Source organism: Salinicola sp. JS01, from assembly GCF_030284585.1.
Lineage (GTDB): Bacteria > Pseudomonadota > Gammaproteobacteria > Pseudomonadales > Halomonadaceae > Salinicola.
In genome coordinates this window covers 238541-263287 of sequence record NZ_CP127244.1, presented here as the reverse complement: position 1 = coordinate 263287, position 24747 = coordinate 238541, and the positions used below count along the sequence as shown (strand labels likewise).

The following is a 24747-nucleotide window of genomic DNA, read 5'->3' as shown; positions in this document are numbered from 1 at the left end:
AATCCCCACCCGTACAGGTGGTCGAAGCAGATGCGAAGAGCCGCGATCCAGCGCTAGACTGGGCCGCGCAGGCACCTGCTGCCTCTAGTGAGACTTTCGCCACCCGGGGCAGCCGCGCTATCGGAGGTCATTGCCATGCCCAAGACGACACTGCACACGCTGCTTCAGGCGCTGCGCCACCCGCTGCCGGGCGCGCTGCTGGCCGCCATGCTGGTCGCGACCACACTGGCCACGACCGCGCTGACACCCATGGCGCTGGCGCAGAACACGCCGACGCCCCAGGTCACCACCCATAGTGATGCCCAGCAGACGGTCTCGGAGTATCGGCTCAACGGCAAGCTCTACGCCATTCGCGTCGAGCCCAAGTCGGGGCAGGCCTATTTCCTCTACGACGCCGACGGCGATGGCAACTACCAGCGCCGCGATGCCGATAGCGTGCCGGTGCCCGAGTGGGTGCAGCGCGAGTGACACGTGCAAGGCGCAGCCGCGTCGCAGCGACGTAAATGAAGGCGGCGACAGGAATGAAGGCGTCGACGTAAACGGTCGCAGCGACGCACACGAGGTAGGAGCGCGCCGCCGCAACCGCTACAATGCGCGGTTTCCGCTCCCAGATCCGATATTGCCATGGCCGTATTCACTCCCCTCGACGACGCCCAGGTCGCTGACTTCCTCACGCGCTACACCGTCGGCGACTTTGTCGCGCTGAAAGGCGTCCCCCAGGGCACCGAGAACAGCACTTTCTTCGTGACCACCGATCAGGGCGAGTGGGTGCTGACACTGTTCGAACAGGGCGAGTTCGAGGATCTGCCGTTCTTCGTCGATCTGCTCGACTATCTGGACGCCCAGGGCCTGCCAGTGCCGGGGCCGGTCCACGACCGCCAAGGGGTCGCCCTGCAGCGCCTCGCCGGCCGCCCGGCGCTGCTGTTTCCGCGCATGCCCGGCAGCCACCCCAGCGCCCCCAACCTGGCCCAGTGTGCCGCGCTCGGCGATGCGTTGGGGCGCATGCATCAGGTGTCGCAGCGCTTCACCGGCCAGCGCGACAATCCGCGCAACCTGGCCTGGCTGGAGCGCCGCCATCGCGAAGTGCTGCCCCACCTCGATAGCCGCGACCAAGCGCTGATGCGCGAAGAGATCACCGCCTACGCTGCAGCCTTCACCGATGCCGAGCTGCCGCGCGGCGCCATCCATGGCGACCTGTTCCGCGACAACACCCTCTACGACGGTGACCGCCTAGGCGGCATCATCGACTTCTACAACGGCTGCACCGGCGAGCTACTGTTCGATCTGGCGATTGTGATCAACGACTGGACCAGCGATGCCGCGGGCGAGATCGACCGCGCGCGTTACGACGCCATCCTCGGCGCCTATCTGGCTCACCGCCCACTGAGCGCTGCCGAACGCGCGCTGTGGCCGCTGATGCTGCGCATGACCGCGCTGCGCTACTGGCTGTCGCGCCTGCTGGTGATCCACGTCGACCCGCCGGCGCACGACATCACCCCCCACGATCCGGCGCGCTTCCGCACCCTGCTGATGCGGCGGCTCGAGGGCGAAGTCCCACCGCTGCCGGCGTGAGCGCCGGATGCGTTTTCGACTAGGCTAGTGTGGCGCCGTACCCGCGGCTCAGGCTGTGACGCGGCGCCGAATCCGCGCGGCCGCGCCGTGGCTTTTTTCCTGAAATTCATGGTTCCCGACACAGTGCAACGGCATAATGCGCGCCATCGTCGCCCGGCGCGCTAGCTGTCTTGTCGTCGGGATTTCACCGCCGGTCCACCGGAGAGCGTCATGCCGAATCCTTCTCCCGCCGCACAGGCCCGCCGCACCTACAATATCGATCAGTGGGGCAGTGGCTATTTCGACGTCGACGACCAGGGCCGCACGCTGGTCAGGCCGCTGGGCAGCGAAGTGCCCGGCCCCAGCATGGTGCTCGATACTCTGGTCGACAAGCTGCGCGACGCCGGCCTGCGCCTGCCAGTGCTGGTGCGTTTCATAGACATCCTGCACGACCGGGTCGAACAGCTGTGCATGGCGTTCGATCAGGCGATGCAGGAAGAGCGCTACCAGGGCGGCTATACCGCGGTCTATCCGATCAAGGTCAACCAGCAGCGCCGCGTGGTCGAGGAGATCCTGGCCACCCAGGAGCGCGGTCACGGTCGGGTCGGTCTGGAAGCCGGCAGCAAGCCGGAGCTGATGGCGGTGCTGGCACTCTCCGGCGACGGCCCTTCGGTGATCATCTGCAACGGCTACAAGGATCGCGAATACATCCGCCTGGCGCTGATGGGCGAGAAGCTCGGCCACAAGGTCTACCTGGTGGTGGAGAAGTACTCCGAGCTGAGCCTGATCCTGGAAGAGGCGGAGAAGCTCCAGGTGCGGCCGCGTATCGGCGTGCGCGCGCGCCTCTCCTCGGTGGGCAAGGGCAAGTGGCAGGACACCGGCGGCGAGAAGTCGAAATTCGGTCTCACCGCGACCCAGATCCTGACCATCACCGAGCGCCTGCGCGACGCCGGTGCCCTCGCTAGCCTGCAACTGGTGCACTTCCACCTGGGCTCGCAGATCGCCAATATCCGCGACATCCAGCGCGGCCTGCGCGAGTGCGCGCGCTTCTACCACAGCCTGCGCGAACTCGGCGCGCCGATCGATACCGTCGACGTCGGCGGCGGGCTGGGCGTGGATTACGAAGGCACACGTTCGCGCAGTTTCTGCTCGATCAACTACTCCATGCGCGAGTACGCCAGCAACGTGGTGTGGGCCTTCAGCCAGATCTGCAACACCCACGAGCTGCCGCATCCGCAGATCATCTCCGAGTCCGGTCGCGCCCTGACTGCCCACCATGCGGTGCTGGTGACCAATGTCATCGGCGAAGAGCGCATGGGCCACATCGAACCGGAGCGCCGGGTTGGAGAGGACCCGCACGTCGACGAGCTGTGGCGGGTCTATGACCGGCTCGAAGGCATGCGCGAGCCGCGCGATCTGGTCGAGGCCTACCACGACGTGGTGCAGGCAGTGGGCGAGCTGCAGGATCGCTTCGTCATGGGGCTGGCCGATATCCAGGCCCGCGCCGAGGGCGAGTCGGTCTACTTCGCGGCCTGCCAGCGCCTGCGCGACCGGCTCGACGGCCGCAACCGTGCCCATCGCGACATCGCCGACGAGCTGGCCGAGAAGCTCGCCGACAAGCTGTTCGTCAACTTCTCGCTGTTCCAGTCGCTGCCGGACGTCTGGGGTATCGACCAGGTCTTCCCGGTGCTGCCGCTGACCGGACTCGACCATACCCCGACCCGGCGCGGGGTGATCCAGGACATCACCTGCGACTCCGACGGGCGGATCGACCTCTACGTCGACGGCCAGGGGCTCGAGAGCACACTGCCGCTGCCCGAGTGGGACGATGACGACGACAAGCTGCTGGGTCTGTTCCTGGTCGGCGCCTATCAGGAGATCCTGGGCGATCTGCACAATCTGTTCGGCGATACCGACTCGGTCGACGTGGCGCTGGATGACAATGGGGAGTGGCGCCTCTCTCACGTGCAGCAGGGCGATACCGTGGCCGCGGTGCTGGGCTACGTCAACTTCGACGCCGAGGCGCTCAAGCAGCAGCTCACCGAGCAGTTGATCGCCAGCCCGCTGAGCGTCGAGGAGCGCGAGCAGTTCGTCGAAGAACTCTCCGCCGGCCTGAGCGGCTACACCTATCTGGAGTGAGACGCCGAGCCAGCCTCATGACAGATGCAAAAAACCGCGACGAGATCGCGGTTTTTTGTGCCCGGCAGTCTGTCTTGCCCGGCGGCTATTGCGTCTGGCGTCAGTGCCCCGGCACCGGCAGACGCCTCAGCGGGTACGCGTGCCGATATCCAGCCCCAGCGACAACGACAGGCCGAGCACCGCTTCCCGCGGCAGCTTGCCGACGCCGGCCGGGGTGCCGGTCAGCACCACATCGCCGGGCTCGAGGGTGAAGGTGCGGGTCATCTCTTCGAGCAGCGCGGGGACCGTGAACAGCATGTCGCTGAGCTTGCCACTCTGCTGGCGCTGGCCGTTGATATCCAGATGGAAAGAGACACTGGCCCAATCGGTATCGGCATCCACCGGCACGAAGCGCGACAGCGGACAGGCACCATCGAAAGCCTTGGCGCGCTCCCACGGGTGGCCTTTCTCCTTGAGCGCCGACTGCACGTCGCGCAGGGTGAGGTCCAGCGCCAGGCCGGCCCCGGCGATGCCGGCGAGCGCTTCCGCCGCACTCGCCGCGCTCAGACGCTCGCCGATCAGCAGCGCCAGTTCGGTCTCGAAGTGCACCTCACCATGGGTGAACTGCTGGGCGATCGGCGATTCAAGCTCCACCGCGCTGGTCGCCGGCTTCATGAACAGCAGCGGTGAACTGGGAACCGGGTTGTTGAGCTCGGCGGCGTGCTCGGCGTAATTGCGCCCCACGCACAGAATCTTGCCCAGTGGATACCCAGTTTCGCTGCCGTCGACGAAGCGCGTGGTGAAAGCCATGCTCTACTCCCCTGCCAGTGGTGGAACCGCTAGAAGTGCGCCGAAGGCCCCACGAAAAACCGCCGTCGACGCAGACTCGACGAGTCTAGCCTCAACGGCGGCCAATGGCATCACGCCTGCCGGCGAGCCTGGCTCTCTATGCTATCTATCGAAGAGCATAGCCAGGCCGCGGCGCACTATCGAAGAGCAGACCCAGCGCGCGGCGCGTCGTCAGTGGGTCGCGCCCTGGGGTGTCCACACCTCATCCGGCGCATGGGCCAGAAACGCCGGACGCGGCTGCTTCGCCCCGAACGGGCGCACGCAGGCATTGTCGCGACGGTTGAAGACGAAGAAGGCGTTGCTGCGCGGGTCCGGCGACATATTGGCGTTGGAGCCATGCAGGGTGTTGCAGTCGAACAGCAGCAGCCCGCCGGCAGCGCCGGTCGGCGCCTGAATGCCATTGGCTTCTATCAGCTCGCGCAGGGCGTTCTGGCTCGGCACGCCGAACTCCTGCTGCTTGAGCGAGCGCTTGTGGTTGTCGTCCGGCGTCTCACCCAGGCAGTGCACGAACACCTTGTGCGAGCCCGGCACCAGCATCAACGGGCCGTTGAAGTGATGATTGTCGGTGAGCACGATCGAGGCGCTGACGGCGTGCATCTCGGGCATGCCGTCCTCGGCGTGCCAGGTCTCGAAGTCCGAGTGCCAGTTGAAGCCCTTGCCGTGAAAGCCAGGCTTGTAGTTGATCCGCGACTGATGCACGTAGACGTCGCCGCCCACGATCTGACGTGCTCGCCCGGTCAGGCGCGGGTCCGCCGCCAGCTGCGCGAAGCGCTGCGACAGAAAATGCACAGCGAACAGTGAGCGGATCTCCTGGCTGTCCGGCTCGGTAATGGCAAAGTCGCGGTCGCGAAAATCATCCCGCGCCAGCAGCGCGGCGAGCTCCTCGCACAGCGCAGCGACTTCGTCGTGGCCCAGGAAGTTGGGCTCGAACAGGAAGCCATCGCGCTCGAAGGCGTCCAGTTGGGTGGCGTCGAGTGGCCCGTCCAGATGGCGGCCCTTGACGACTGCTTCCTGACGCTCACGCCAGAGCGCTTCCTGCGATCGGCGCAAACGTGTCGGATAGCGATCCTGCTTCGTCCACGTGTCCTGCTTACGGGGGGATGCGGTCTGTACTGACATCCAATCACCTCCAAGTTTGTGATCAGGTTTCAGATCCAGTCCTCGGCAGTCGTGCCGATAGGTGGGTCGAGTGGAATTTCCTCTGACATCAAAAGGAACTCAAGCCTAGAAAAGTCGGCCAGAATTGCAACCGCCTGCCCGGGTCAGCCCCGGGCCGCTATCGGCGCTGCGCTTCTGCGACCGTTCCGGCAAGGCCACCGTGGCAGGCCCACCCTGGACCCGCGATAACGTAAAGCAAGAAAATGTCAGCTGGGTGCCCCGCGATCTGACGCAGGAACCGATAGATGGGGGCGGGGTCGTGCTCGACGTCATCAAGCTTTCATCCGGGGCAGCCACACTCCGCCCTGCCGTTTTCCGGGGGAGGTAAGCCATGATCTGCGTCACACTCGATATGCAGTGCTCGCTGTGCGGCAGCGACCGTTTCCACCTGCCGACGCAGCCCGGGGAAAGCCCCCATGTGCGCTGCGCCAACTGTACCGCCGTGAAGTGCCAGACGCTGGCGCTGGAGTCGACCTTGATGGCGTCTCGCCGCGAACAGACGCCGCCGCGTCATCGCGCAGCATGACAAATCTTTCAGCGTGCCAATGGCCCAGCCATCACTGCACATCCACGGCAAGACTGACGACCTGGCTGCCCACGGCGCCAGCGAGTTGTTACGGCACCGAATCACTCGACGACGGCGCCGCTTCGCGCTCGGGTGACTTCCCCCTCTCCCCGACGGTGCTGCCGTGCCCGGAAGCGCTCTCCCTCGACATCTCCCCAGCCCCGAGATCGCGATAGGGTCGCATGGGCCGCGGCGTAGGCTGACCATAGAAGACGTGAAAGGGCTCCGCGATCAGCGGCGCGGGCGGACGCGGTACGTCCCCATAACGGCAGCGGAACTCGGCACAGTCATCGGCCAGCGCAGCTGCACTCTGCCCCACACAGCCGAGCACCAAGAGAACGGCAAGCGTCTTCATTCCACCTCCTGATTCGCGTTCATGGCCCACCTAGACGCGAGCGAGTATAGGCACGTCGGCTCCCTCACGAAGGACGATAAACCTGCGACTCGGCGGCCGATCTCCCTCCCATACCGCCCCGCCACGAGCGGATTTCTCGCCTAGAAGCGGCAAGACCTACTGATTACAAGACAACGCCACTATCGATAGAAAACAAAAGCTTATCTTCTCCCCGACTACGCATATCCCGTCGCTGTCGCGCGCTGGCGCGGGGAGTACGGGGGAAGTGTTCGTCATCTTTCCGGCCCACCTGGGCGCTGTTCCTCCACCTTGGTTTTCCGCTCGTGATCGCGCTCCGCCCACCGCGTGGCACGCCGCTTTCGCTTGACTGGGTTGTCGCCGGGCGGTGGACGTTCGCGCTGGATTGAGGCCGGCGGGCGGGCGTCGCACTCTCGGGGGATCGTGAGGTGCCGGGGTGCCCGCGCCGCTCATCGGCACGGGTCCCGGGCGAGTCGAGTGCCAAGCCGGGAGTACGCATGCCGCGAACCGTGTCGAGTCTTCAAGGCGATACCGTCGATCGCCTGTGTCAGCGCCATTACGGGCGTACCGATCTGGTGGTGCAGGTGCTGACGCACAATCCCGGGCTGTGCGCGCTGGGCCCGCGGCTGCCGAGCGCCACGCCGGTGGTGCTGCCGGATATCGCTTCGCCGTCACCCACGCCGCGGGTGATCGAGCTGTGGCGCTGAGCCCGGCTCGATCAGCGCTTCTTTCATCCCGTCGCGGGCCGGTGTGAGCGTCATACCGCCCGCGTCGACGCAGGAATCGGCATGGCCCATCAGTCGAATATCACCACCGAAGCGATCAAGACCACGCCGCCTGCGCTCGTCTCGCTGCTGCATGCCGGCGGCATGACGCCGTCGGATTGGGTCACGGTGCTGACCTTGGCCTATCTGGCGCTGCAGATCGGGCTGATCGTGCCCAAGTATCTCGGCAATCTGCGCGAGTGGTGGGCGCGCATCCGGCGGAGGCGTTCATGAACCACTGGAAACGCTGGCTCGGCGGCGCGGGTATCGGCGGCGCCTGCGGCCTGGCGCTGTCGCTCTCGATCAATGTGGTCAAGCACTACGAGGGCACCGAGCTGCAGGCGTATCCCGACCCTGTCGGCATCCCGACGATCTGCACCGGCCACACCGGGCCGACGGTCGCGCTGAACCAGACCCGAACCACCCAGGAGTGCGAGGCGCTGCTGGCCGGCGACCTGGGCGCGGCGTTCGCGGCCATCGACCGCCACGTCGCCCCCGAAATCAATGCCACGCTGCCGCCGACCCGCCGGGCGGCGTTGGCTTCGTTCATTTTCAACGTCGGCGAGGGGGCGTTTCGCGACTCGACCCTGCTGGCCAGGCTGAACGCCGGCGACACGCGCGCCGCCTGCGAGCAGCTTTCGCGCTGGGTCTACGCCGGTGGCCGCAAGCTGCCGGGGCTGGTCGAGCGCCGTGCGGCGGAGCGCGAGCTGTGTCTGGCGGGGCTGGAGTGACGGCGCGCACGCTCGTCATGCTCGCCGTGCTGGCCATCGCCGCAGGCACAGGCTGGTTCAGCCGCGGCTGGTTCGAGGATGCCCAGCGTCTCACCGCGCTCGAGGCCGCCCAGGCGGCCACCCGCCAGGCGCTGGCGCGGGAGTCCGTCATCGCCGGGGTGGTGGAAGCGCGGCTCGCGACCCTGGACGCCAACCAACGGGTCATCGACCGCGGAGTGATTCGTGAGATCCAGAAACCGATTTACCGCCGCGTCTGCCTTGAGCCTGACGCTGTGCGCCTGCTCAACGCTGCCGCCGCCGGCCGCGCCCCCGATCCAGCAGACGCTGCTGACCCGCTGCCCGACCACGCTGCCGCCGTTGAGTGACGGCAGCGGTGCCAGCGTGGTGCTGACGCTGCGCGACTGGGCGGCGCAGTACCACGCCTGCGCGATTCGACATAACGGACTGGTGACCACCCTGGAGGAGACCCGACATGCAACTGCTGAACGCCCTGATTGAACATCTGCGGCGCACCGTGCCGGCGCTGCAGGAGATGCCGAACCGGCTCTCGGCGCAGGTGGACGAGGGGCGCATCCGGTTCGCCCCGGGGGCGTCGCTCTCCCACGGCTATGCGGTGACCGCTGAACTGACGCTGCACGCCTATGACGACTCCCTGGACACGGTGATGCTGCCGCTGCTGGCGTGGCTGGCGCGCTATCAACCCGAGCTGGGGCCGGAACCGGGGCTGCGCTTCTCCTGGATCTTCGCCGGGGAGACACCCGCCGACCTGCGCTTGTGGGTGCCGCTCGAGGAGCGCGTGGTGGCGACTCATGACTGCGCCAGCGGCGAGATCACCCTCGACCATCGCCAGCCCGCCTTCGCGCACGAGACCTGCCCCGCCGAGCACTGGCAGCTGCTGCTGCGCGACGACAGCGCGGGTGACGAGGGGTATCGGTTAGTGGCCGAGTGGGATGGCCCGCTGGCCTAGGCAATGTCTGACGCCCAGCCCCGTGGGCGATAGAAAGCCTGATGCCCAGCCCCGTGGGCGATAGAAAGCACACGCCCAGCGTCGGGGGCGATAAAAAGCCTGACGCCCGGATTCGGGGGCGATAGACAGCTCCCGCGTCGAACCCCCGCCGACAACGCCCGCGGCTCGCCAGCCCGCCCCGCGCCGCGGACCATGAGCGCATGCCGTCTCCCGCCACCGGTGCGCCATGAACTCCGTCGAACTTGCCCGTCTGCTCCACAATCTGATCCGTGTCGGCCGTGTCGCCGCGATCGACCACGCCGCGGTGCGCGTGCGCGTCCAGAGCGGTGCGCTGCTCACCGACTGGCTGCCGTGGCTGACCGCCCGCGCCGGCCACACCCGAACCTGGAACCCACCTACCCTGGGCGAGCAGGTGCTGCTGCTGGCCCCCGGCGGCGAGCTGCGCGGCGCTCTGGTGCTGCCGGCGCTGAACTCGGATGCCGTACCCGCACCGAGCCATGATGCCAACGTGACCCAGCTCGAACTGCCCGACGGCGCGCGGCTCCGCTACGACCACGCTGCCAGCCACCTGAGCGCCATCCTGCCCGGCTCGGCCAGCCTCGACGCCCAGGGCGCGGTGAGCGTCACCACCGCCGCCGCCCTCACCGCCACCGCCGCCGGCGGCGCCACCCTCAACGCCGACACCGTGATCAACGGCAATCTCACCTTGAACGGCAACTTCAGCCAGCCAAGCGGCCAGACCGCGACGATGGCCGGCGACGTCCAGTTCACCGGCGCGGTGACCAGCAACGGCCGCGACATCAGCGCCAGCCACACCCACGGCGGCGTGCAGCGCGGCGGCGCCCAGACGGAGGGGGTGAGCTGATGGCCGGCATGGATCGCACCAGCGGCGCGGCGCTGGCGGGCATCGCGCATATTCGCCAGTCCGTCACCGACATTCTCACCACGCCCATCGGCTCACGGGTGATGCGCCGCGACTACGGCTCGCTGCTGCCGGAGCTGATCGACCAGCCGCTGGATGGCGCCACCGCCCTGCGCGCCTACTCGGCCACGGTGGTGGCACTGATGCGCTGGGAGCCGCGGATTCGCGTCAAGCAGATCACGCGCCACGTCTCTACCACGCGCCCCGGGCGGCTGACGCTCAGCGTGCACGCCGAACGGGTCGACGGCGCCGCCGACCTCACCTTCGATATCCCCCTGGGACAGGAGACCTAAACCATGGCCGGAGGCTTCACCGCCGTCGATCTCTCGCGGCTGCCCGCGCCGGATATCGTCGAGCCGCTCGACTTCGAGACGATCTTCGCCGCCCTGCTCGCCGACCTGCGCGCGCGGGCCCCGGCGTTCGATGTCAGCGTCGAGTCCGACCCCGCCTACAAGATCCTGCAGGCCGCCGCCTACCGCGAGCTGCTGCTGCGCCAGCGGATCAACGAAGCCGCCCAGGGGGTGATGCTCGCCTACGCCCGCGGCGCCGATCTCGACCACCTCGGCGCGCTCTTCGGCGTCGCCCGCCAGACCCTGGACGCCGGCGACCCGGCCGCGGTGCCGCCGGTGCCGGCCACCTACGAGACGGACGCCGACTTTCGCCGGCGCATCCAGCTCTCGCTGGAGGGCTTCTCCACCGCCGGCCCCGAGGGCGCCTACGTCTTCCACGCGCTCTCCGCCGACGGCCAGGTGCTGGATGCCAGCGCCACCAGCCCGGCGCCCGGAGAGGTGGTGGTCACCGTGCTCGCCCGCGACGGCGACGGCAGCGCCCCGGCCGACCTGCTCGCGCGCGTCGACGCCACGCTGTCCGCCGAGGATGTGCGCCCGCTCACCGACCACGTCAGCGTGCGCAGCGCCGAGATCGTCGACTACCGTATCGCCGCCACCCTCTACTTCTACGCTGGCCCCGACCGCGAAGTGGTGATGCGCGAAGCGCGCGCTGCCGCCGCCGTCTATGCCGAGCAGCAGCACCGTCTGGGCCTCGATGTCACCCTCTCCGGGCTCTACGCCGCGCTGCACCAGCCCGGCGTGCAGCGGGTCGAACTCACCGAGCCCGCGGCGAGCCTGGTGATCGACCGCACCCAGGCGACCCACTGCAGCGAGATCGCGCTGCGCGACGGAGGTCTCGATGAGTGAGCCGCGCCCCCGCGCCAGCCTGCTGCCGCCCAATGCCAGCCCCCTGGAGCACGCCCTGGAGACCACCGCCGCCGGTGCCAGCGAGCTGCCGGTGCCGCTGCGCGTGCTGTGGAACCCGGACACCTGCCCCGCCGAGCTGCTGCCGTGGCTCGCCTGGGCGCTCTCGCTGGATGCCTGGCAGCCCTACTGGCCCGAGCGCATCAAGCGCCAGCGCCTACGCAACGCGATCGAGATCCAGCGTCGTAAAGGCACCGCCAAGAGCGTGCGCGACGTGGTCCGCTCGTTCGGCTCCAGTCTGGCGCTGCGCGAGTGGTGGCAGAAAGCCGAGCCGGGCTCGCCGCACACCTTCGACGTGGTGCTGACCCTGGGCGCGGAGGTGCCCAACAGCGCCGCCTTCCAGCAGGACATCGTCGACGAGATCACCCGCACCAAGCCGGTCCGCTCGCACTTCACCTTCACCGCCGGGCTCAGCGCCACGGGCGGTGTCGGCGTCGCCGGCGGCGCCCGAGCCTACGTCTACCGCCGCCTGGCGGCCACCGCCCACTAGAGGACCCCCGATGGCCATCGTCTTCACCATCACCGATGCCGGCCGCGCCGCGCTGATCGACGCCGACCACGACGGCACCACGGCCCTGACCCTCAGCGAGATCGGCTTCGGCCGCGGCCGCTACACCCCCAGCGCCGACCAGACCGCCCTGCGCGAACCGATCAAGCGCCTGGCCAGCATGGCCGGCCAGGCGGTCGCCGCCGACACCCTGCACGTCAGCGTGCAGGACGAGAGCAGCGACACCTACGCCGTCGGCGAGATCGGCCTGTTCACCGACACCGGCGTGCTCTTCGCGGTCTATTCGCAGAGCGAGTGGATCATCGAGAAGGCCGCGCCCTCGACCCTGCTGCTGGCCACCGACCTGGTGGTCGAGTCCCTCGACGTCTCCTCGATCACCTTCGGCGACGCCGCCTTTCTCAACCCGCCGGCCACCACCGAGGTCGCCGGGGTGCTCGAGCTCGCCACCCAGGCCGAGGTCGACGCCGGCAGCGACGCCCGCCGCGGGGTCGTCCCGCGCACGCTCAAGGCGTTCATCGACAAGGTGCTCGCCGCCTACGCCACGCTGAAGCAGCTCAACGACCACGCCGCCAGCCGCAACCACCCGGCAGCGACCACCAACGCCCAGGGCATGGTCGAGCTGGCCACCTACGCCGAGACCAAGGAGGGCAGCGACAACGCCCGCGCGGTGACGCCGGCGGCCAACAAGTCGGCGCTGGACGCCCACCGCAGCGAAGGCGGCGCCCACGCCGCAACGCGGATCTCCGTCGAGAACCTGGCCAAGCTGGGCAACCCGACTACGGTGCAGAACGCCCTGGGCGCGCTGGGTACCGCGGCCCGGCGCGACGAAGGCCCCGGCAAGGGGCTGGATGCGGACAAACTCGACGGCTTGCATGCAGCGGATTTCGTGCGGGACGTCAACGGCAATGCCTCGCTCGAGGGCACCCAGCCGACACTGCTTTTCAAGACCAACGGCGGCAATGACCAGGGCGGGGTTCGCTTCAACAACCCCACCGGCAACGACGGCGAGCTGGAGTTCTTTACCTCCGACGACTATGCCGAGCCCTTTGTCTTTCGCGCCTATGATCGTAACGATCAATACGCCGCGTCCGACGCTCGTCGGGAATGGGCCCGCATCGACAACGCCGGGATCGCCACCGACGCCACACTGAGAATCCAAGGCAAGGAGGTCTACCACCCCGGCAACGCCAGCGATCTCGCCACCATCGCCGGCACCAACGACCTACGCGGTGTTCAGCTATTCCGCAGCATCACCAAGTGGGCGGTCGACCCCAGCAGCGCTGCCGTACAGCGTGCCGACGCCCGCGGCGATGGCACCCAGGCGCGTCTGCACTGGTACGGCGAGGATCAGGACGGCAAGACCGCCAACTTCCGCCATGCCTGGTATGACGGCAGCAAGTACATCAATGTGACTGCTGAATCGGGCCATTTGGAGTTCGAAGGCATCCGCCCCTGGATCACGCTTCAATCTCCCAACTCGGGTGACAATGCTTTGAGTCAGGGGGCAGGCATTTCCGTTGGTGAGGGCGGCCGTTCAGCAGGAAGTGGGGCCGCCATTCATATGACTTATGTCGGCGATGGCAGTGGCCATATCGGCATGGGCGCCGTGGGGGATGACGGCATTCCCGCCAACGCGGCGATGCGCCTTTACTACCGCTCCAAGGATGTCACCTTCAACGGCAAGATCAGCGGCAACGGTGCAGGCCTTTCCAGTGTCGACGCTGACCGACTACAAGGGCTACAAGCCAGCCAATTCCTGCGCTCGGATACCGGCAACAGCAGAGTCCCGATGGGCTCGACGAGCTCGACCAACTGGGACGGTCTGGTCTACGACGACAGTGCCAATACGCTGGCCTTCTTCGCCGATCAAGATACCTCTGCCGACACACCGCGCGTACTGCTTGGCCCCGGCTGGGTGGAGGCCGGCGGCAGACGGCTTGCCTTCGAACAGAATGTCATGCCCAAAAACCCCAAGCGAACCACGATCTTCAATGGTTCCGTGGGCTCCGGCACCATCCAGCTCTCGCAGAACTGGGACAACTTCGACGCATTAATTTTCTATATCTCCAACGACGATGGCATCAACGGTGCCGTCAGCGTGGAATATCGGGTATCGGACCTTATTGCCTCCGCCAAACTGTCCGGAAATAGAGGTCACATTCAGTGCGGCGGCTATGACTGGATATTCGATATCAACAATCGTTCGGTGATCACCGACATCTATGAAGACTGCATCATGAAAAGAATCATCGGAGTCAACTACTCATGAGCACAATCCCCGTCTATATCCCCAAGGACCGCCTGCAAGATTACGTCGTGACACCTGCGCCCTCGGCCGAGCAGATGGACCGCTACCACGTCGTTCAGCTTGAGGAATCCCTGCTAGAAAATCTCGGCCCGGATCATGTATTCGATCCCGAGCAGAGCACCTTCGTCACGGGCGTCTTCCGCCTCGCCAACCGCCAGCGCGCGGCAATCGAGACAGCCCTGGCAACCGCCCTGCGCGCCGGCATGCCCTACACTCTGCCGGACGGTAACGAGGACGTGATCCAGACCCGCCCGGACGAAGACGAAGCCAACCTGCTCGGGCTGGCGATCGAGGCCCGCGACCGCCGCGCCGCCGGCGACACCGACGCCAGCATGGCGCTGCGCGCTCGCTCGAACACGGTCTATTCGCTCACGCCCGAGCAGATGATCGCGCTGACCGATGCCGCCAAGGCGTTCAAGCAGGGGTTGCTGGCCAAGTCATGGCAGCTCAAAGACGCCATCACCGCCGCCGAGGCCGCCGGCGACCGCGAGGCGATCCAGGCGGTGGTGTGGGAGGCCTCGGCCAGCGCGGCCTAGCCCTGTCTTTTCCCGTCGCGCCTGATTAAGATGGGGACATCTGCCACACCCGACTCAGTCCCCACCCGCCCTGCGGGCGGGGCTTTTCATGGCAGAGGGGAGGACGTATGGCATCACTCACAGGTATTGGGCTCTACAGCCCCAAGCAAGCGGCGGCGCTGACTGGCATCGATTCCCGCACGCTCCGGCGCTGGTTGCTGTGTGATGACCACACCCACACACCACTCTGGCATCCCGAGCCGGAAGCCGAGGGGGCCACGGACGCCTTGAGCTTTCGAGATCTGCTCGAAGCCAAGGCGGTGTGGGCGCTCAAGCGGCAAGGCGTGTCGCTGCCCACGATCCGACGTGCGCTGGAGAACCTGAAGAGCCACTATCGGGTCGACTACCCCTTGACCAACCCACGTCTGGCAACCGACGGCAAGGATGTCTTCATCCAGACCCTCGATGCCAGCGGTGAGGAGTGGCTATCCGACCTCGCCAAGCGTCAGAAAGTTATCGCCGAGTTCGTGAATCCGTCTCTCCTGGCCAGCATCTCCTTCGATGACAGCCAGACCCCGGTCGCGTGGCGGCCGGATCCAGCGGATCCGCAGATCCAGCTCGACCCGAAGCGCGGATTCGGCAAGCCATATGTGCTACCCAGCTACCTACCCACCCGTACGCTGGCCAAGGCCTACGCCGCCGAGGGAGATGACGCCGAGGCCGTCGCTCGGTACTTCGAGATCACCGAGGATGAAGTCACTCGCGCCGCGAACTTTGAAAAAAGGATGGCTGCGGGTGCACATCTTCATTGACGAAAACCTCAGCCGACACCTCGCCATCGCTCTGCATCATCTGCAGAGTCTTCTACCTGAAAACCACACCATCCAACATGTCAGCGACAAGTTCGGCGGGCCCGGCACACTTGACGAGGTATGGCTGCCAACGCTGATCGACGAAGGCAACTGGGTCATTCTCTCCAAGGACAAGTTCGACAAGAACGATCCGGAAATACAGGCCTTTCGAAATGCCGGGCTGACGGTATTTCATCTCGATAAGCAGTGGTCGAAACACCGCGGTTGGGAAGAGGCCATGCGTCTTCTCAAGTGGTGGCCCGATATTTCACGGTTAGCCACAACAACCATCCACCCAACATGGTACGACGTACCCTGGGCCTATACCCCAAGACTCAAGGGGCGCCGTTTGCATCCATAATCTTTCTCCGACTGCCTTCCGCTGTCTTCCCCCACTCCACACCGCCCCCCGCTCGCTCCAGACTACCATCCCCCACACCATGAGCCCCTGACAGCCCCGTTACCCTGATCAGGAACCCCTCATGGCACTCGACCAATACCATCACGGCGTGCGCGTCTCGGAAGTCAACGACGGCACGCGCACCCTGCGCACGATCTCCACCGCGGTGATCGGCATCGTCGCCACCGCCGCCGACGCCGACGCGACCGCCTTCCCCCTCGACCGCCCGGCGCTGGTCACCGATATCACCACCGCCATCGGCCAGGCCGGCAGCAGCGGCACCTTGAAAGGCGCGCTCAGCGCCATCGCCGAACAGGCGCGCCCGATCGTGGTCGTGGTGCGCGTCGCCGAGGGTGCGGACGCCACCGAAACCAGCGCCAACGTGATCGGCACCACCACCGACAGCGGCCAGCGCACCGGCCTGCAGGCGCTGATGACAGCCAAGCAGAAGCTCGGCGTGACCCCGCGCCTGATCGGCTGCCCGGCACTCGACACCCCGGAAGTGACCACCGCCCTGGTGCCGCTGCTGCAGTCGCTGCGCGCCTTCGGCTACGCCTACGCCCACGGCTGCGAGACGCTGGCCGACGCCACCGCCTACCGCGACCAGTTCGGCGCCCGCGAGCTGATGCTGATCTGGCCGCAGTTCGAAGCCTTCGATGCCGACACCGCCGCCACCGCCCCGCGTAGCCCGGTGGCCGTGGCGCTGGGCCTGCGCGCCAAGCTCGACCAGGAGATCGGCTGGCACAAGACGCTCTCCAACGTGGTCGTCAACGGCGTCACCGGGATCGACCGCGACGTCTTCTGGGACCTGCAGTCCGCCGCCACCGACGCCGGCCTGCTCAACGCCGCCGACGTCACCACCCTGGTCAACCAGGGCGGCTTCCGCTTCTGGGGCTCGCGCACCTGCGCCGGGCCGCAGTCGCTGTTCCCGTTCGAGAACTACACCCGCACCGCGCAGATCCTCGCCGACACCATCGCCGAGGCCCACCTGTGGGCGGTGGACAAGCCGCTGCACGCCTCGCTGGCCCGCGACATCATCGAAGGCATCAACGCCAAGTTCGCCGAGCTCAAGGCGCTGGGCCTGATCATCGACGGCCGCGCCTGGCTCAACGAGTCGCTCAACACCCGCGAGAGCCTCAAGGCCGGCAAGCTGCGCATCGACTACGACTACACCCCGGTGCCGCCGCTCGAGGACCTCGGCTTCCAGCAGCGCATCACCGACACCTATCTCGCCGACTTCGCCACCCGTGTCGCCGCGAGCGCCTGAGCGCCGGTTCGGCCCCGAGACCCTTTAGGAGCATTGATCGATGGCACTTCCCAAGAAACTCAAAGCGCTGAACCTGTTCGGCAACGGCGACAGCTACCAGGGCCAGATCCAGTCGGTCACCCTGCCCACCCTCACGCGCAAGATCGAGGAGTGGCGCGGCGGCGGCATGGACGGCAGCGTCGGCATCGACATGGGCATGGACGGCCTGATGACCTGCCAGTGGACCGTGGGCGGACTGGTCGAGTCGATCTTCGACAACTTCGGCGCCTCGCGCCTCGACGCCGACCTGCTGCGCATGACCGGCAGCTACGAGCGTGACGACACCGACGAGGTGGTCGCGGTCGAGGTGGTGATGCGCGGCCGCCACACCGAGATCGACTTCGGCGACGCCCAGGACGGCGAGAACACCGAGCACAAGATCACCAGCACCCTGAGCTACTACAAGCTGGTGATCGGTGGCGTGACCAAGATCGAGATCGACCTGCCCAACTACGTGTTCAAGGTCAACGGCGACGACCGCCTGGCGCGCCGCCGCCAGGCGCTGGGCATCTAAGCCGCGCCCCGTCAGCGGTGGCCTCCCCGCCGCTGACGCCGCCCGACGCCCCCCTCACCCCACGATCACCAGCGAGAGACACCCATGAGCCAAGCCCAGAACGCGACTACCGCCGCTGACAAAACCGCTGATATCGACGCTGACAAGACCGTCGCCGACGGCACCCGCGCCACCATCGCCCTCGACACGCCGATCGTGCGCGGCGAGCAGCGTATCGACGAGATCGTGCTGCGCAAGCCGAGCGCCGGCGAGCTGCGCGGGGTCAACCTGGCCGACGTGCTGCAGATGCAGACCGACGCCCTGATCAAGCTGATCCCGCGGCTCTCCCAGCCCAGCCTGACCGAGCACGAAGCGCGCCAGATGGACCCGGCCGACCTGGTCCAGTGCGGCAGCGACATCGCCGGTTTTTTGCTCTCGAAGCGGGCGCGGGGCGAGACCGCCTGACGCGGCGCGGCGCGGCCGAGATCGCGCTGCCGGCCCAGGTTGAAGACGCGATGGCCGACCTGGCCATCGTCTTCCACTGGACCCCCACGGACTGCGCGGACTTCAGCCTGCGCGAACTGATGGAGTGGCGCGAGCGCGCCCGCCAACGCTCATCTGCAGAGGAATCCCATGGCGCGCAACCTCCCCCTCCCGGCGCTGCTCGCCGGCGTCGCTAAGCTCACCGCCCCGCTGACGCGCCTGCGTCGCGAAGCGCCGCGTGTTGTCCGTCCGGCGGCATCCGCCGGCGTATCGCCGGACGCTACCACCGTTGCTGACAGCGCCCGCCTGCGCGACGCCCTCGATCAGCTGCGCCAGACGATGGTGCGCCAGCAGCGTCTGCTGCCGGCCCCCGCCGCCGCCCCAGCACTGCCGCCGCCGGCGGCCCGGGTCGCCCAGGCCAGACGCGCGCTACCGGCGCCGTCTCTCGAGGCGACGACGGCTACGACAACCGCTACGACGACCACGGCACGGGCCCGCCCGCGACCGCAACCCGTCGAACTCCCCAGCGGCGGGCTGGGGTTCGGCAGTCTGATCCAGGGCGCCAAGACCCTGCTCGGCCCCGCCCTGGCGTTCCAGCGCGAGCAGCGCCACGTGCGCCGCGCCGGCGGCTTCACCCGCGACGCCCCGCGTGCCCAGGCGCTGGCCCAGCAGGCCCGCGAGCTCGGCACCCAATCCGGCTTCGGCGCCACCCAGATCGCCGCGGCCCAGGCTGCCCTGCTCCAGCGCCAGGTCAGCCCGGCGGCGATCCAGGCCTCCCTCGGCGACATGGTGCTGCTCGCCCAGGCCAACGGTGACGAGCTGGTCGCGAGCGTCTCCCGCACCAGCGCGCTGGCCCGCAACGCCGGGGTCGACCTCGCCGCCGACGGCGCCATGGCCCGCTTCGCCGACGCCCTCATCGCCGAGCGGCTCAGCGCCGCCCGTCAGGCCAGCGTCCCGGCACGCGCCGCCGTGCTCCCCACCGCGACGAGCGCGACACGCCCGGCCCCGGCGGCCATCATCAACTCAGCAGCCATCACCAACTCAACGGCCAACGCCGCTCCGGCCGCCGTCGTGCCCGATCTCAGCGGCACCAACCTGCGCGCCGCGCGCCGCGAGGTGGACGACCTGAGCGGCGACCTCGACGCCCTGCAGGCGGCCTGGGAAGAGACCAGCATCGCCTTCGCTGCGGCCAACGACGGCGCCCTGCGCGACCTGATCAAGGGCATCGCCGAGATCACCCGCGGCATCGCCGGCTGGATCGACGACAACCCCGAGCTGACCACGCTGCTGGCCCAGTTCCTCGGCGTGCTCGGCGGCATCCTCGCCACCGTGGGGCTGCTCGCCAGCGGCATCGGCGCCGTGCTCGCCCCGCTCACCGCGCTCAGCGGCGTGCTCACGCTGCTCGGGTTCAACCCGGCCACGCTGACGATCCTCGCCATCGTCGCCGCGGTCGCCGCCCTCGGCGTCGCCGCCTACCAGATCTACCGCCACTGGGGCGCGATCAGCGAGTGGTTCAGCCAGCGCTGGCAGCAGGTCAAGGACGCCTTCGCAGGCGGCATCGGCAGCGTCATGCAGCTGCTCGCCAACTGGTCACCGCTGGGGCTGATCTACCAGGGCATCGTCGCCACCCTCGACAAGCTCGGCATCGAAGTGCCGGCCAGCATGAGCACCCTTTCGGACGCCATCGTCAACGGCCTCAAGAGCGCCTGGAAAGGCATCACCGAGCTCTGGAACTGGTTCGAGACGGCCCCCGGCCGCGCCATCGACGCGGTCGTCGAACTGGTCACCGACTGGGACCTGATGGGTCAGCTCAAGGAGAAGTGGGACGCCGCCATCGGCTATCTCAAGTCGCTGCCCAACCGCATGCTCGACGCGGGCAAGAATGTCGCCACTAGCCTTGGCGATGGCATCAAGAATGCGGCCTCTGCGGTCAAAGATCGCGCCAGCAACATGGCCCAGACTGTCATCCAGGGTGTCAGCGATAGGCTCGACATCAATTCACCCTCGAAGGTGTTTCGCGCGATCGGCGGCTCGACCGTCGAGGGATTCAATCAGGGTATCGATCGCCAGCGTCATGAGCCCGTTCGGCGGATGGTCGAGATCGCCAAACAGGTGACGCAGGCCGGTGCCGGGCTCACCCTGGCCGCCGCCGCCGTGCCGGCCAGCGCGCAGCCGCCGTTCGCCATCGACTTCGCCCTACCCGGCGTGGCCCCGATCACCCTCGATACCCGCGCCCCGCTGGCCGCCAGTGCCCCGCCCGCGGTCAGCGACAACCGCGTCCAGATCGGCGATATCCATATCCACGCCGCCCCCGGCATGGACGAAAACGCCCTGGCGCGCCAGGTCGCCCAGGAAGTGCAGCGCGCCCTCGAGCAGGCGCAGCGCGAGCGGGCCGCGTATCACCGTTCGTCGATGTGGGATCGAGAATAAGCGGCCCCACCGGATCACAGGAGAGCACCATGCTCATGGCCCTCGGTATGTTCGTATTCGAAACGCGCTCGGTGCCCTACCAGCAGCTCCAGCGCACCAGCGCCTGGCGCCATGCCGCCCAGTCCCGGGTCGGCGCGCGCCCGGCCTATCAATATCTCGGCCCGGGCAGCGACACCTTGACCCTCAGCGGCACCCTGCTGCCGGAATTCACCGGCGGCCGCCTCGAGCTCGACGCCCTGCGCCAGATGGCCAGCCAGGGCGACGCCTGGCCGCTGATCGAAGGCACCGGGCGCCAGTACGGGCTGTGGGTAATCACCCAGGTCGACGAGACCGCCAGCCAGTTCCACCGCGACGGCGCCGCCGGCAGGCTCGACTTCAGCCTCAGCCTGGAACGGGTCGACGACACTCGCCTCGACCTGCTCGGCAGCCTCACCGCCGAGAGCCTCTCGCGCCTCAACGGAGCCTACGCATGAGCACCACGGTCAGCGGCGCCGCGCGCCCCGACTACCGTCTCAGCCTGGGTGGCGAAGACATCACCCCGCGGGTCAATGGCCGGCTAATCGCCCTGCGCCTCACCCGCCAGCGCGGCGGCGAAGCGGATCAGCTCACCCTCACCCTCGCCGACCACGACGGTCGCCTGGCGCTGCCGCCGCATGGCGCCACCCTCGAACTCGCCCTCGGCTGGCACGACAGCGGCCTGGCCAGCCGCGGCACCTTCATCGTCGACGAAGTCGAACACAGCGGCGCACCGGACCGCCTCCAGCTGCGCGCCCGCGCCGCCAACCTGCGCCAGCAGCTCCCCGGCAAGCGCTCGCAATCCTGGCACGACCTCACCCTGGCCCAGCTGATCGAGACCCTCGCCACGCGCCACGATCTCACCCCGGTGGTCGGCGACACCCTCGCCGGCATCCGCCTCGAACACATCGACCAGACCGACGAATCCGACCTCAACTTCCTCACCCGGCTCGGCCAGCGCTTCGACGCCATCGCCACGATCAAGGCCGGCCACCTGCTCTTCACCCGCGCCGGCGAAGGGCTCAGCGCCAGCGGCCTGGCCCTGCCCGGCGTGGTGCTCACCCGCCGCGACGGCGACCGCCACCGCTTCACCCAGAGCGACCGCGACGACCACACCGGGGTGATCGCGCACTGGAACGACACCGCCGGCGCCGAGCGTCAGGCGGTCCAGGTCGGCATTGAGGCCAAGCCCAAGACCCTGCGCGACACCTACGCCAGCGCCGCCGACGCCCGCCACGCCGCCGAAGCCGAATGGCGCCGCCTGCAGCGCGGCCAGGCCAGCCTCGACCTCACCCTGGCCCGCGGCCGCGCCGACATCAATCCCGAGACCCCGCTCACCCTGCGCGGCTTCAAGGCCGGGATCGACGAACGCGCCTGGCTGGTCACCCAGACCACCGAAAGCCTCGACGACAACGGCTACCTCACCCAGCTCAGCTGCGAACTGCGGGGTGGGTGAGGAGGCACGCGGGTAACACAGGATGACGCCACCGCTTTTTCGGAGTTACTATAACCCCGAGCCCAATGATCAGGGGTGCTGAGTGTGGATAGCAGGGCCCTCATTCGGGAGCTTGAGCGTGATGGCTGGGCGCTAGTCAGAGTCAACGGCAGCCACCACCACTTCAGGCACCCTATCAAGCCCGGCACGGTCACGGTGCCCCACCCCAAGAAGGATCTGAAAACGGGGCTGGTCAAAGGCATCAGGAAAAGCGCAGGCCTCGACTGAGGCCCGTGAGGAGAGACGCCATGTTGTTTCCCATTGCCATCGAGCGCGGCGACGCACAGCACGCCTACGGTGTCGCCGTTCCCGACCTGCCTGGCTGCTTCTCGGCGGGTGACACCCTCGAGGAAGCCCTGGCCAACGTGCATGAAGCCATCGCCGGGTGGCTCGAGACGGCGGTCGACGTCGGCGACCCGATTCCGCAGGCGACGAGTCTCGAGCACCACCTCGACAACCCGGACTTCGCCGGCTGGATCTGGGCCGTGGTCGATATCGACGTGACGCCCTACCTGGGCAAGAGCCACAAGATCAACGTCACCCTGCCCGACCTGCTGGTCAAACGCATCGACGAATTCGTCGCCACCCACGATGGCGACAAGACCCGTTCCGGCTTCCTCGCCCGCATCGCCCTACAGGAACTGACCAGAGCCCGTAAGGACGTCTGAGCGCGTGAGGCCGATCCCCGAGAGAGGCGCCACAAAACGCGAGATGACACCGCCAACTAGACGTTCTTCCTGTCGGCTTCATCCAGTAACGCCCCTGCCGCCGTTCTCGGCATCGCGGTTTATGCCCTTCGCGCCGAGCGCCGCTGCAGCGCCAGCCCCACCAGCTCCGCCTGAAAGGCATACCGCGTCGCCAGCCAGCGCTGCGCCATGGCGCCGAGGGAGAGCCCCAGCAGCAGGCAGACGGCGACCAGCGCGGCAAGCTGGAGCGCGCCCGCGCGGCTCCACGCGATGCCGGCCGGTGAGAGCGCCGAGAGCACGCCGAATCCGCCCAGCGCCTCGATCGCGCTGGAGGCAAGCAGAAACAGCGAGACGCCCGCGGTGGGCGAGCCGAAGAAAAGCATCACCCGCCGGTCCAGCCGCCGCACCTTGATCTCCAGCCACGGCTGCACCTCGGCCAGCGCCGCGGTGGAGAAGCCGGCGAGCCGATCGACCGCCGCCCGGTCGTGGCGAAACTCGCGAATCAGATCCTCCCGCGCGATCCGCCGCCAGCACACCAGCAGCCGCCCGGCGAGCAGGATCGGCACACACAGCGGCACCAGCGACACCAGCTGCGCCAGCAGCCCCAGCCCGAGCGCCACCCAGCGGAACGCCGCGGGCAGCGGGCCGAGGGTCAGATGCACGAGCACCAGCCCCCCGAGCAGCGCGAGCAGTACACCCCCGGCCACCAGCGCCCAGGTCGCCCCGCGATTCACGCGGCGCTCGAACGGCGCCTGATGCCCCGCCGGCCGATACTGCGCCAGCCGGTCCAACACCGTGAGCAGCTTGACTGCCTCCCCCATGCCACCTCCGTCGTCTCGAGCCTATCCCCGCTCCGGCATCCCTTTTTCTGGCATACCGCTTTCCGGCATGCCTCTTTCCGGCCTGAATCGCCCTCGGCATGCATCGCCGCGGCCGGGCCTCTACAATGCGCGCCTGCTAAATCAAAGGATTCTAATCAAGCATGCGCGCTGTTTCCGCACTCTGTCTGTCGCCCATACGCGGCCTCTCCCTCGCCCTGGTCGCGCTCTGCCTTTTGACCCCGCTGGCCACCCCGCCGGCGCAGGCCGCGCCGCCCAGCTCCTTCTCCGCCGCCAAGCGCCTGGCGGAAAGCGAGGTCTACGTCGACCAGGACCGCACCTTCTACTGCGACTGCGCCTTCGACTTCGACACAGGCCCGGATCTCGCCAGCTGCGGCTACCAGATTCGCAAGCAGCCCAAGCGCGCCGCGCGCATCGAGTGGGAACACGTCATGCCCGCCTACGACTTCGGCCGGCAGCGCCAGTGCTGGCAGGAAGGCGGCCGCCGCCACTGCCGCGCCAACGATCCGGTGTTTCGTCAGGCCGAGGCCGATCTGGTCAACCTGGTGCCCTCGGTGGGCGAAGTGAACGGCGACCGCTCCAACATGCGCTACGGCATGGCCACCAGCGCCGACGCCTACCAATACGGCCAGTGCCCGGCCAAGGTCGACTTCCCCGAGCGCACCTTCGAACCGCCGGCGGCGGTACGCGGCGACATCGCCCGCACCTACTGGTACATGCGCGACACCTACGGCATCCAGATCGGGCGGCAACAGCAGCAGCTCTTCCAGGCCTGGGCCAAGGCCGACCCGGTGAGCGCCTGGGAGCGTGAACGCAACCGCCGCATCGCCAGGATCCAAGGCAGCGGCAACCCCTATGTCGAGAGCGACACACCGGGCGAGAAGGCCCAAGGGAATAGCCAAGAGAAGAGCGGAGAGAAGACAGAGAAAAGCAGCAGCACCGAGGCGCCGGCCTGGACGAAAACCCGCGGCAACAGCTCGCTCGAGCCCGAACGCGCAGCGGCCGCCGCCTTCAGCTGCACCCCACGCAAGACCTGCGGCAAGATGCGCTCCTGCGAAGAAGCGCGCTACCACCTGACCCAGTGCGGCAACACCCGCCTGGATGGCGACGGCGACGGCACGCCCTGCGAAGCGCTCTGCGGCTGAGAGGGTGTTTACAAAATGCCTG

At 67.8% G+C, this 24747-nt stretch carries 31 protein-coding genes; 28 read left to right on the top strand and 3 right to left on the bottom strand.

Annotated features, from left to right (window positions below):
• Positions 1-135: 135 nt before the first annotated feature.
• The 3 genes from QO259_RS01390 (at position 136) to speA (ending at position 3690) form a co-directional block, all read left to right on the top strand.
• Positions 136-468, top strand: coding sequence for a DUF2782 domain-containing protein (locus QO259_RS01390; RefSeq protein ID WP_285951518.1), 333 nt, complete (start codon positions 136-138; stop codon positions 466-468).
• A gap of 156 nt (positions 469-624) precedes the next feature.
• Positions 625-1572 (top strand): homoserine kinase, encoded by a 948-nt coding sequence (locus tag QO259_RS01385; RefSeq protein ID WP_285951517.1) that lies wholly within the window; start codon positions 625-627, stop codon positions 1570-1572.
• A gap of 210 nt (positions 1573-1782) precedes the next feature.
• The gene (gene speA / locus QO259_RS01380; protein ID WP_035472623.1) at positions 1783-3690 is read left to right on the top strand and encodes a biosynthetic arginine decarboxylase; all 1908 of its coding nucleotides are present in this window, start codon (positions 1783-1785) and stop codon (positions 3688-3690) included.
• A gap of 126 nt (positions 3691-3816) precedes the next feature.
• Here speA and QO259_RS01375 read toward each other — a convergent pair whose 3' ends face one another.
• Complete coding sequence (locus tag QO259_RS01375; protein WP_207034429.1) at positions 3817-4479, bottom strand: fumarylacetoacetate hydrolase family protein; 663 nt, start codon at positions 4477-4479, stop codon at positions 3817-3819.
• 210 nt (positions 4480-4689) lie between these two features.
• A complete protein-coding gene (gene thpD, locus QO259_RS01370) occupies positions 4690-5637 on the bottom strand; it encodes an ectoine hydroxylase (RefSeq protein WP_285951516.1) in 948 nt (315 codons plus the stop codon).
• Positions 5638-6007: 370 nt separating this feature from the next.
• Between thpD and QO259_RS01365 the strand changes: the two genes are divergently transcribed.
• From QO259_RS01365 to QO259_RS01250, 24 genes are all read left to right on the top strand, one after another.
• Complete coding sequence (locus QO259_RS01365; protein ID WP_035472617.1) at positions 6008-6202, top strand: hypothetical protein; 195 nt, start codon at positions 6008-6010, stop codon at positions 6200-6202.
• A gap of 909 nt (positions 6203-7111) precedes the next feature.
• On the top strand, positions 7112-7321 hold the full coding sequence (locus tag QO259_RS01360) for a tail protein X (protein ID WP_207034434.1): 210 nt from the start codon (positions 7112-7114) through the stop codon (positions 7319-7321).
• 81 nt (positions 7322-7402) lie between these two features.
• The gene (locus QO259_RS01355) at positions 7403-7612 is read left to right on the top strand and encodes a hypothetical protein (protein ID WP_035474355.1); all 210 of its coding nucleotides are present in this window, start codon (positions 7403-7405) and stop codon (positions 7610-7612) included.
• On the top strand, positions 7609-8109 hold the full coding sequence (locus QO259_RS01350; protein WP_051896070.1) for a lysozyme: 501 nt from the start codon (positions 7609-7611) through the stop codon (positions 8107-8109). Before QO259_RS01355 ends, QO259_RS01350 begins: the two co-directional genes overlap by 4 nt.
• A gap of 17 nt (positions 8110-8126) precedes the next feature.
• A complete protein-coding gene (locus QO259_RS01345) occupies positions 8127-8474 on the top strand; it encodes a hypothetical protein (RefSeq protein WP_285951515.1) in 348 nt (115 codons plus the stop codon).
• On the top strand, positions 8467-8607 hold the full coding sequence (locus QO259_RS01340; RefSeq protein ID WP_207034444.1) for a hypothetical protein: 141 nt from the start codon (positions 8467-8469) through the stop codon (positions 8605-8607). The genes QO259_RS01345 and QO259_RS01340 overlap by 8 nt, the downstream gene beginning before the upstream one ends.
• Positions 8582-9076, top strand: coding sequence for a phage tail protein (locus tag QO259_RS01335; RefSeq protein ID WP_285951514.1), 495 nt, complete (start codon positions 8582-8584; stop codon positions 9074-9076). Before QO259_RS01340 ends, QO259_RS01335 begins: the two co-directional genes overlap by 26 nt.
• A gap of 226 nt (positions 9077-9302) precedes the next feature.
• Positions 9303-9941 (top strand): phage baseplate assembly protein V, encoded by a 639-nt coding sequence (locus QO259_RS01330; protein ID WP_285951513.1) that lies wholly within the window; start codon positions 9303-9305, stop codon positions 9939-9941.
• Positions 9941-10291 carry a GPW/gp25 family protein gene (locus QO259_RS01325; protein WP_285951512.1) on the top strand — a complete coding sequence of 117 codons (351 nt, stop codon included), beginning with the start codon at positions 9941-9943 and terminating at the stop codon, positions 10289-10291. Before QO259_RS01330 ends, QO259_RS01325 begins: the two co-directional genes overlap by 1 nt.
• Before the next feature lie 3 nt (positions 10292-10294).
• Positions 10295-11194, top strand: a complete 900-nt coding sequence (locus QO259_RS01320) for a baseplate assembly protein (protein ID WP_285951511.1) — start codon at positions 10295-10297, stop codon at positions 11192-11194.
• Positions 11187-11741: a phage tail protein I gene (locus tag QO259_RS01315; RefSeq protein ID WP_285951510.1), complete on the top strand. Its 555-nt coding sequence runs from the start codon at positions 11187-11189 to the stop codon at positions 11739-11741. Before QO259_RS01320 ends, QO259_RS01315 begins: the two co-directional genes overlap by 8 nt.
• 10 nt (positions 11742-11751) lie before the next feature.
• Positions 11752-14028, top strand: a complete 2277-nt coding sequence (locus tag QO259_RS01310) for a phage tail protein (protein WP_285951509.1) — start codon at positions 11752-11754, stop codon at positions 14026-14028.
• A complete protein-coding gene (locus tag QO259_RS01305) occupies positions 14025-14603 on the top strand; it encodes a DUF4376 domain-containing protein (protein WP_285951508.1) in 579 nt (192 codons plus the stop codon). The genes QO259_RS01310 and QO259_RS01305 overlap by 4 nt, the downstream gene beginning before the upstream one ends.
• Positions 14604-14710: 107 nt before the next feature.
• A complete protein-coding gene (locus tag QO259_RS01300; RefSeq protein ID WP_285951507.1) occupies positions 14711-15394 on the top strand; it encodes a MerR family transcriptional regulator in 684 nt (227 codons plus the stop codon).
• On the top strand, positions 15378-15794 hold the full coding sequence (locus QO259_RS01295; protein WP_035474373.1) for a PIN-like domain-containing protein: 417 nt from the start codon (positions 15378-15380) through the stop codon (positions 15792-15794). Before QO259_RS01300 ends, QO259_RS01295 begins: the two co-directional genes overlap by 17 nt.
• A gap of 121 nt (positions 15795-15915) precedes the next feature.
• Entirely contained in the window at positions 15916-17100 is a 1185-nt protein-coding gene (locus QO259_RS01290; RefSeq protein ID WP_285951506.1) for a phage tail sheath protein, read from the top strand.
• A 40-nt stretch (positions 17101-17140) separates the two neighbouring features.
• Entirely contained in the window at positions 17141-17653 is a 513-nt protein-coding gene (locus tag QO259_RS01285; protein ID WP_035474376.1) for a phage major tail tube protein, read from the top strand.
• An 84-nt stretch (positions 17654-17737) separates the two neighbouring features.
• On the top strand, positions 17738-18097 hold the full coding sequence (locus QO259_RS01280) for a phage tail assembly protein (protein ID WP_285951505.1): 360 nt from the start codon (positions 17738-17740) through the stop codon (positions 18095-18097).
• Between the two features lie 50 nt (positions 18098-18147).
• Positions 18148-18312, top strand: coding sequence for a GpE family phage tail protein (locus QO259_RS01275; protein ID WP_285951504.1), 165 nt, complete (start codon positions 18148-18150; stop codon positions 18310-18312).
• Positions 18266-20545, top strand: a complete 2280-nt coding sequence (locus QO259_RS01270; protein WP_285951503.1) for a phage tail tape measure protein — start codon at positions 18266-18268, stop codon at positions 20543-20545. The genes QO259_RS01275 and QO259_RS01270 overlap by 47 nt, the downstream gene beginning before the upstream one ends.
• Positions 20546-20574: 29 nt before the next feature.
• Positions 20575-21018, top strand: a complete 444-nt coding sequence (locus tag QO259_RS01265) for a phage tail protein (RefSeq protein WP_035470479.1) — start codon at positions 20575-20577, stop codon at positions 21016-21018.
• Positions 21015-22016 (top strand): contractile injection system protein, VgrG/Pvc8 family, encoded by a 1002-nt coding sequence (locus QO259_RS01260; protein ID WP_285951502.1) that lies wholly within the window; start codon positions 21015-21017, stop codon positions 22014-22016. Before QO259_RS01265 ends, QO259_RS01260 begins: the two co-directional genes overlap by 4 nt.
• Before the next feature lie 75 nt (positions 22017-22091).
• Positions 22092-22283: a type II toxin-antitoxin system HicA family toxin gene (locus tag QO259_RS01255; RefSeq protein ID WP_353057313.1), complete on the top strand. Its 192-nt coding sequence runs from the start codon at positions 22092-22094 to the stop codon at positions 22281-22283.
• A 20-nt stretch (positions 22284-22303) separates the two neighbouring features.
• The gene (locus QO259_RS01250; RefSeq protein ID WP_035470482.1) at positions 22304-22723 is read left to right on the top strand and encodes a type II toxin-antitoxin system HicB family antitoxin; all 420 of its coding nucleotides are present in this window, start codon (positions 22304-22306) and stop codon (positions 22721-22723) included.
• A 119-nt stretch (positions 22724-22842) separates the two neighbouring features.
• Here QO259_RS01250 and QO259_RS01245 read toward each other — a convergent pair whose 3' ends face one another.
• A complete protein-coding gene (locus QO259_RS01245) occupies positions 22843-23562 on the bottom strand; it encodes a YuaM family protein (RefSeq protein ID WP_285951501.1) in 720 nt (239 codons plus the stop codon).
• A gap of 161 nt (positions 23563-23723) precedes the next feature.
• On the opposite strand from QO259_RS01245, the gene QO259_RS01240 reads away from it, so the two are divergent.
• Positions 23724-24725 carry an endonuclease gene (locus QO259_RS01240; protein WP_285951500.1) on the top strand — a complete coding sequence of 334 codons (1002 nt, stop codon included), beginning with the start codon at positions 23724-23726 and terminating at the stop codon, positions 24723-24725.
• The last annotated feature ends 22 nt before the right edge of the window (positions 24726-24747 follow it).

Coding starts and splice junctions, on each gene's coding strand:
- QO259_RS01250 (WP_035470482.1), top strand. CDS start 22,304: ATGTTGTTTCCCATTGCCATCGAGCGCGGCGACGCACAGCACGCCTAC.
- QO259_RS01325 (WP_285951512.1), top strand. CDS start 9,941: ATGGCCGGCATGGATCGCACCAGCGGCGCGGCGCTGGCGGGCATCGCG.
- QO259_RS01375 (WP_207034429.1), bottom strand. CDS start 4,479: ATGGCTTTCACCACGCGCTTCGTCGACGGCAGCGAAACTGGGTATCCA.
- QO259_RS01245 (WP_285951501.1), bottom strand. CDS start 23,562: ATGGGGGAGGCAGTCAAGCTGCTCACGGTGTTGGACCGGCTGGCGCAG.
- QO259_RS01305 (WP_285951508.1), top strand. CDS start 14,025: ATGAGCACAATCCCCGTCTATATCCCCAAGGACCGCCTGCAAGATTAC.
- QO259_RS01260 (WP_285951502.1), top strand. CDS start 21,015: ATGAGCACCACGGTCAGCGGCGCCGCGCGCCCCGACTACCGTCTCAGC.
- QO259_RS01330 (WP_285951513.1), top strand. CDS start 9,303: ATGAACTCCGTCGAACTTGCCCGTCTGCTCCACAATCTGATCCGTGTC.
- QO259_RS01300 (WP_285951507.1), top strand. CDS start 14,711: ATGGCATCACTCACAGGTATTGGGCTCTACAGCCCCAAGCAAGCGGCG.
- QO259_RS01385 (WP_285951517.1), top strand. CDS start 625: ATGGCCGTATTCACTCCCCTCGACGACGCCCAGGTCGCTGACTTCCTC.
- QO259_RS01390 (WP_285951518.1), top strand. CDS start 136: ATGCCCAAGACGACACTGCACACGCTGCTTCAGGCGCTGCGCCACCCG.
- QO259_RS01320 (WP_285951511.1), top strand. CDS start 10,295: ATGGCCGGAGGCTTCACCGCCGTCGATCTCTCGCGGCTGCCCGCGCCG.
- QO259_RS01355 (WP_035474355.1), top strand. CDS start 7,403: ATGGCCCATCAGTCGAATATCACCACCGAAGCGATCAAGACCACGCCG.
- QO259_RS01270 (WP_285951503.1), top strand. CDS start 18,266: ATGGCGCGCAACCTCCCCCTCCCGGCGCTGCTCGCCGGCGTCGCTAAG.
- QO259_RS01280 (WP_285951505.1), top strand. CDS start 17,738: ATGAGCCAAGCCCAGAACGCGACTACCGCCGCTGACAAAACCGCTGAT.
- QO259_RS01275 (WP_285951504.1), top strand. CDS start 18,148: ATGGCCGACCTGGCCATCGTCTTCCACTGGACCCCCACGGACTGCGCG.
- QO259_RS01290 (WP_285951506.1), top strand. CDS start 15,916: ATGGCACTCGACCAATACCATCACGGCGTGCGCGTCTCGGAAGTCAAC.
- speA (WP_035472623.1), top strand. CDS start 1,783: ATGCCGAATCCTTCTCCCGCCGCACAGGCCCGCCGCACCTACAATATC.
- QO259_RS01265 (WP_035470479.1), top strand. CDS start 20,575: ATGCTCATGGCCCTCGGTATGTTCGTATTCGAAACGCGCTCGGTGCCC.
- QO259_RS01365 (WP_035472617.1), top strand. CDS start 6,008: ATGATCTGCGTCACACTCGATATGCAGTGCTCGCTGTGCGGCAGCGAC.
- thpD (WP_285951516.1), bottom strand. CDS start 5,637: ATGTCAGTACAGACCGCATCCCCCCGTAAGCAGGACACGTGGACGAAG.
- QO259_RS01310 (WP_285951509.1), top strand. CDS start 11,752: ATGGCCATCGTCTTCACCATCACCGATGCCGGCCGCGCCGCGCTGATC.
- QO259_RS01360 (WP_207034434.1), top strand. CDS start 7,112: ATGCCGCGAACCGTGTCGAGTCTTCAAGGCGATACCGTCGATCGCCTG.
- QO259_RS01285 (WP_035474376.1), top strand. CDS start 17,141: ATGGCACTTCCCAAGAAACTCAAAGCGCTGAACCTGTTCGGCAACGGC.
- QO259_RS01345 (WP_285951515.1), top strand. CDS start 8,127: ATGCTCGCCGTGCTGGCCATCGCCGCAGGCACAGGCTGGTTCAGCCGC.
- QO259_RS01335 (WP_285951514.1), top strand. CDS start 8,582: ATGCAACTGCTGAACGCCCTGATTGAACATCTGCGGCGCACCGTGCCG.
- QO259_RS01350 (WP_051896070.1), top strand. CDS start 7,609: ATGAACCACTGGAAACGCTGGCTCGGCGGCGCGGGTATCGGCGGCGCC.
- QO259_RS01315 (WP_285951510.1), top strand. CDS start 11,187: ATGAGTGAGCCGCGCCCCCGCGCCAGCCTGCTGCCGCCCAATGCCAGC.
- QO259_RS01240 (WP_285951500.1), top strand. CDS start 23,724: ATGCGCGCTGTTTCCGCACTCTGTCTGTCGCCCATACGCGGCCTCTCC.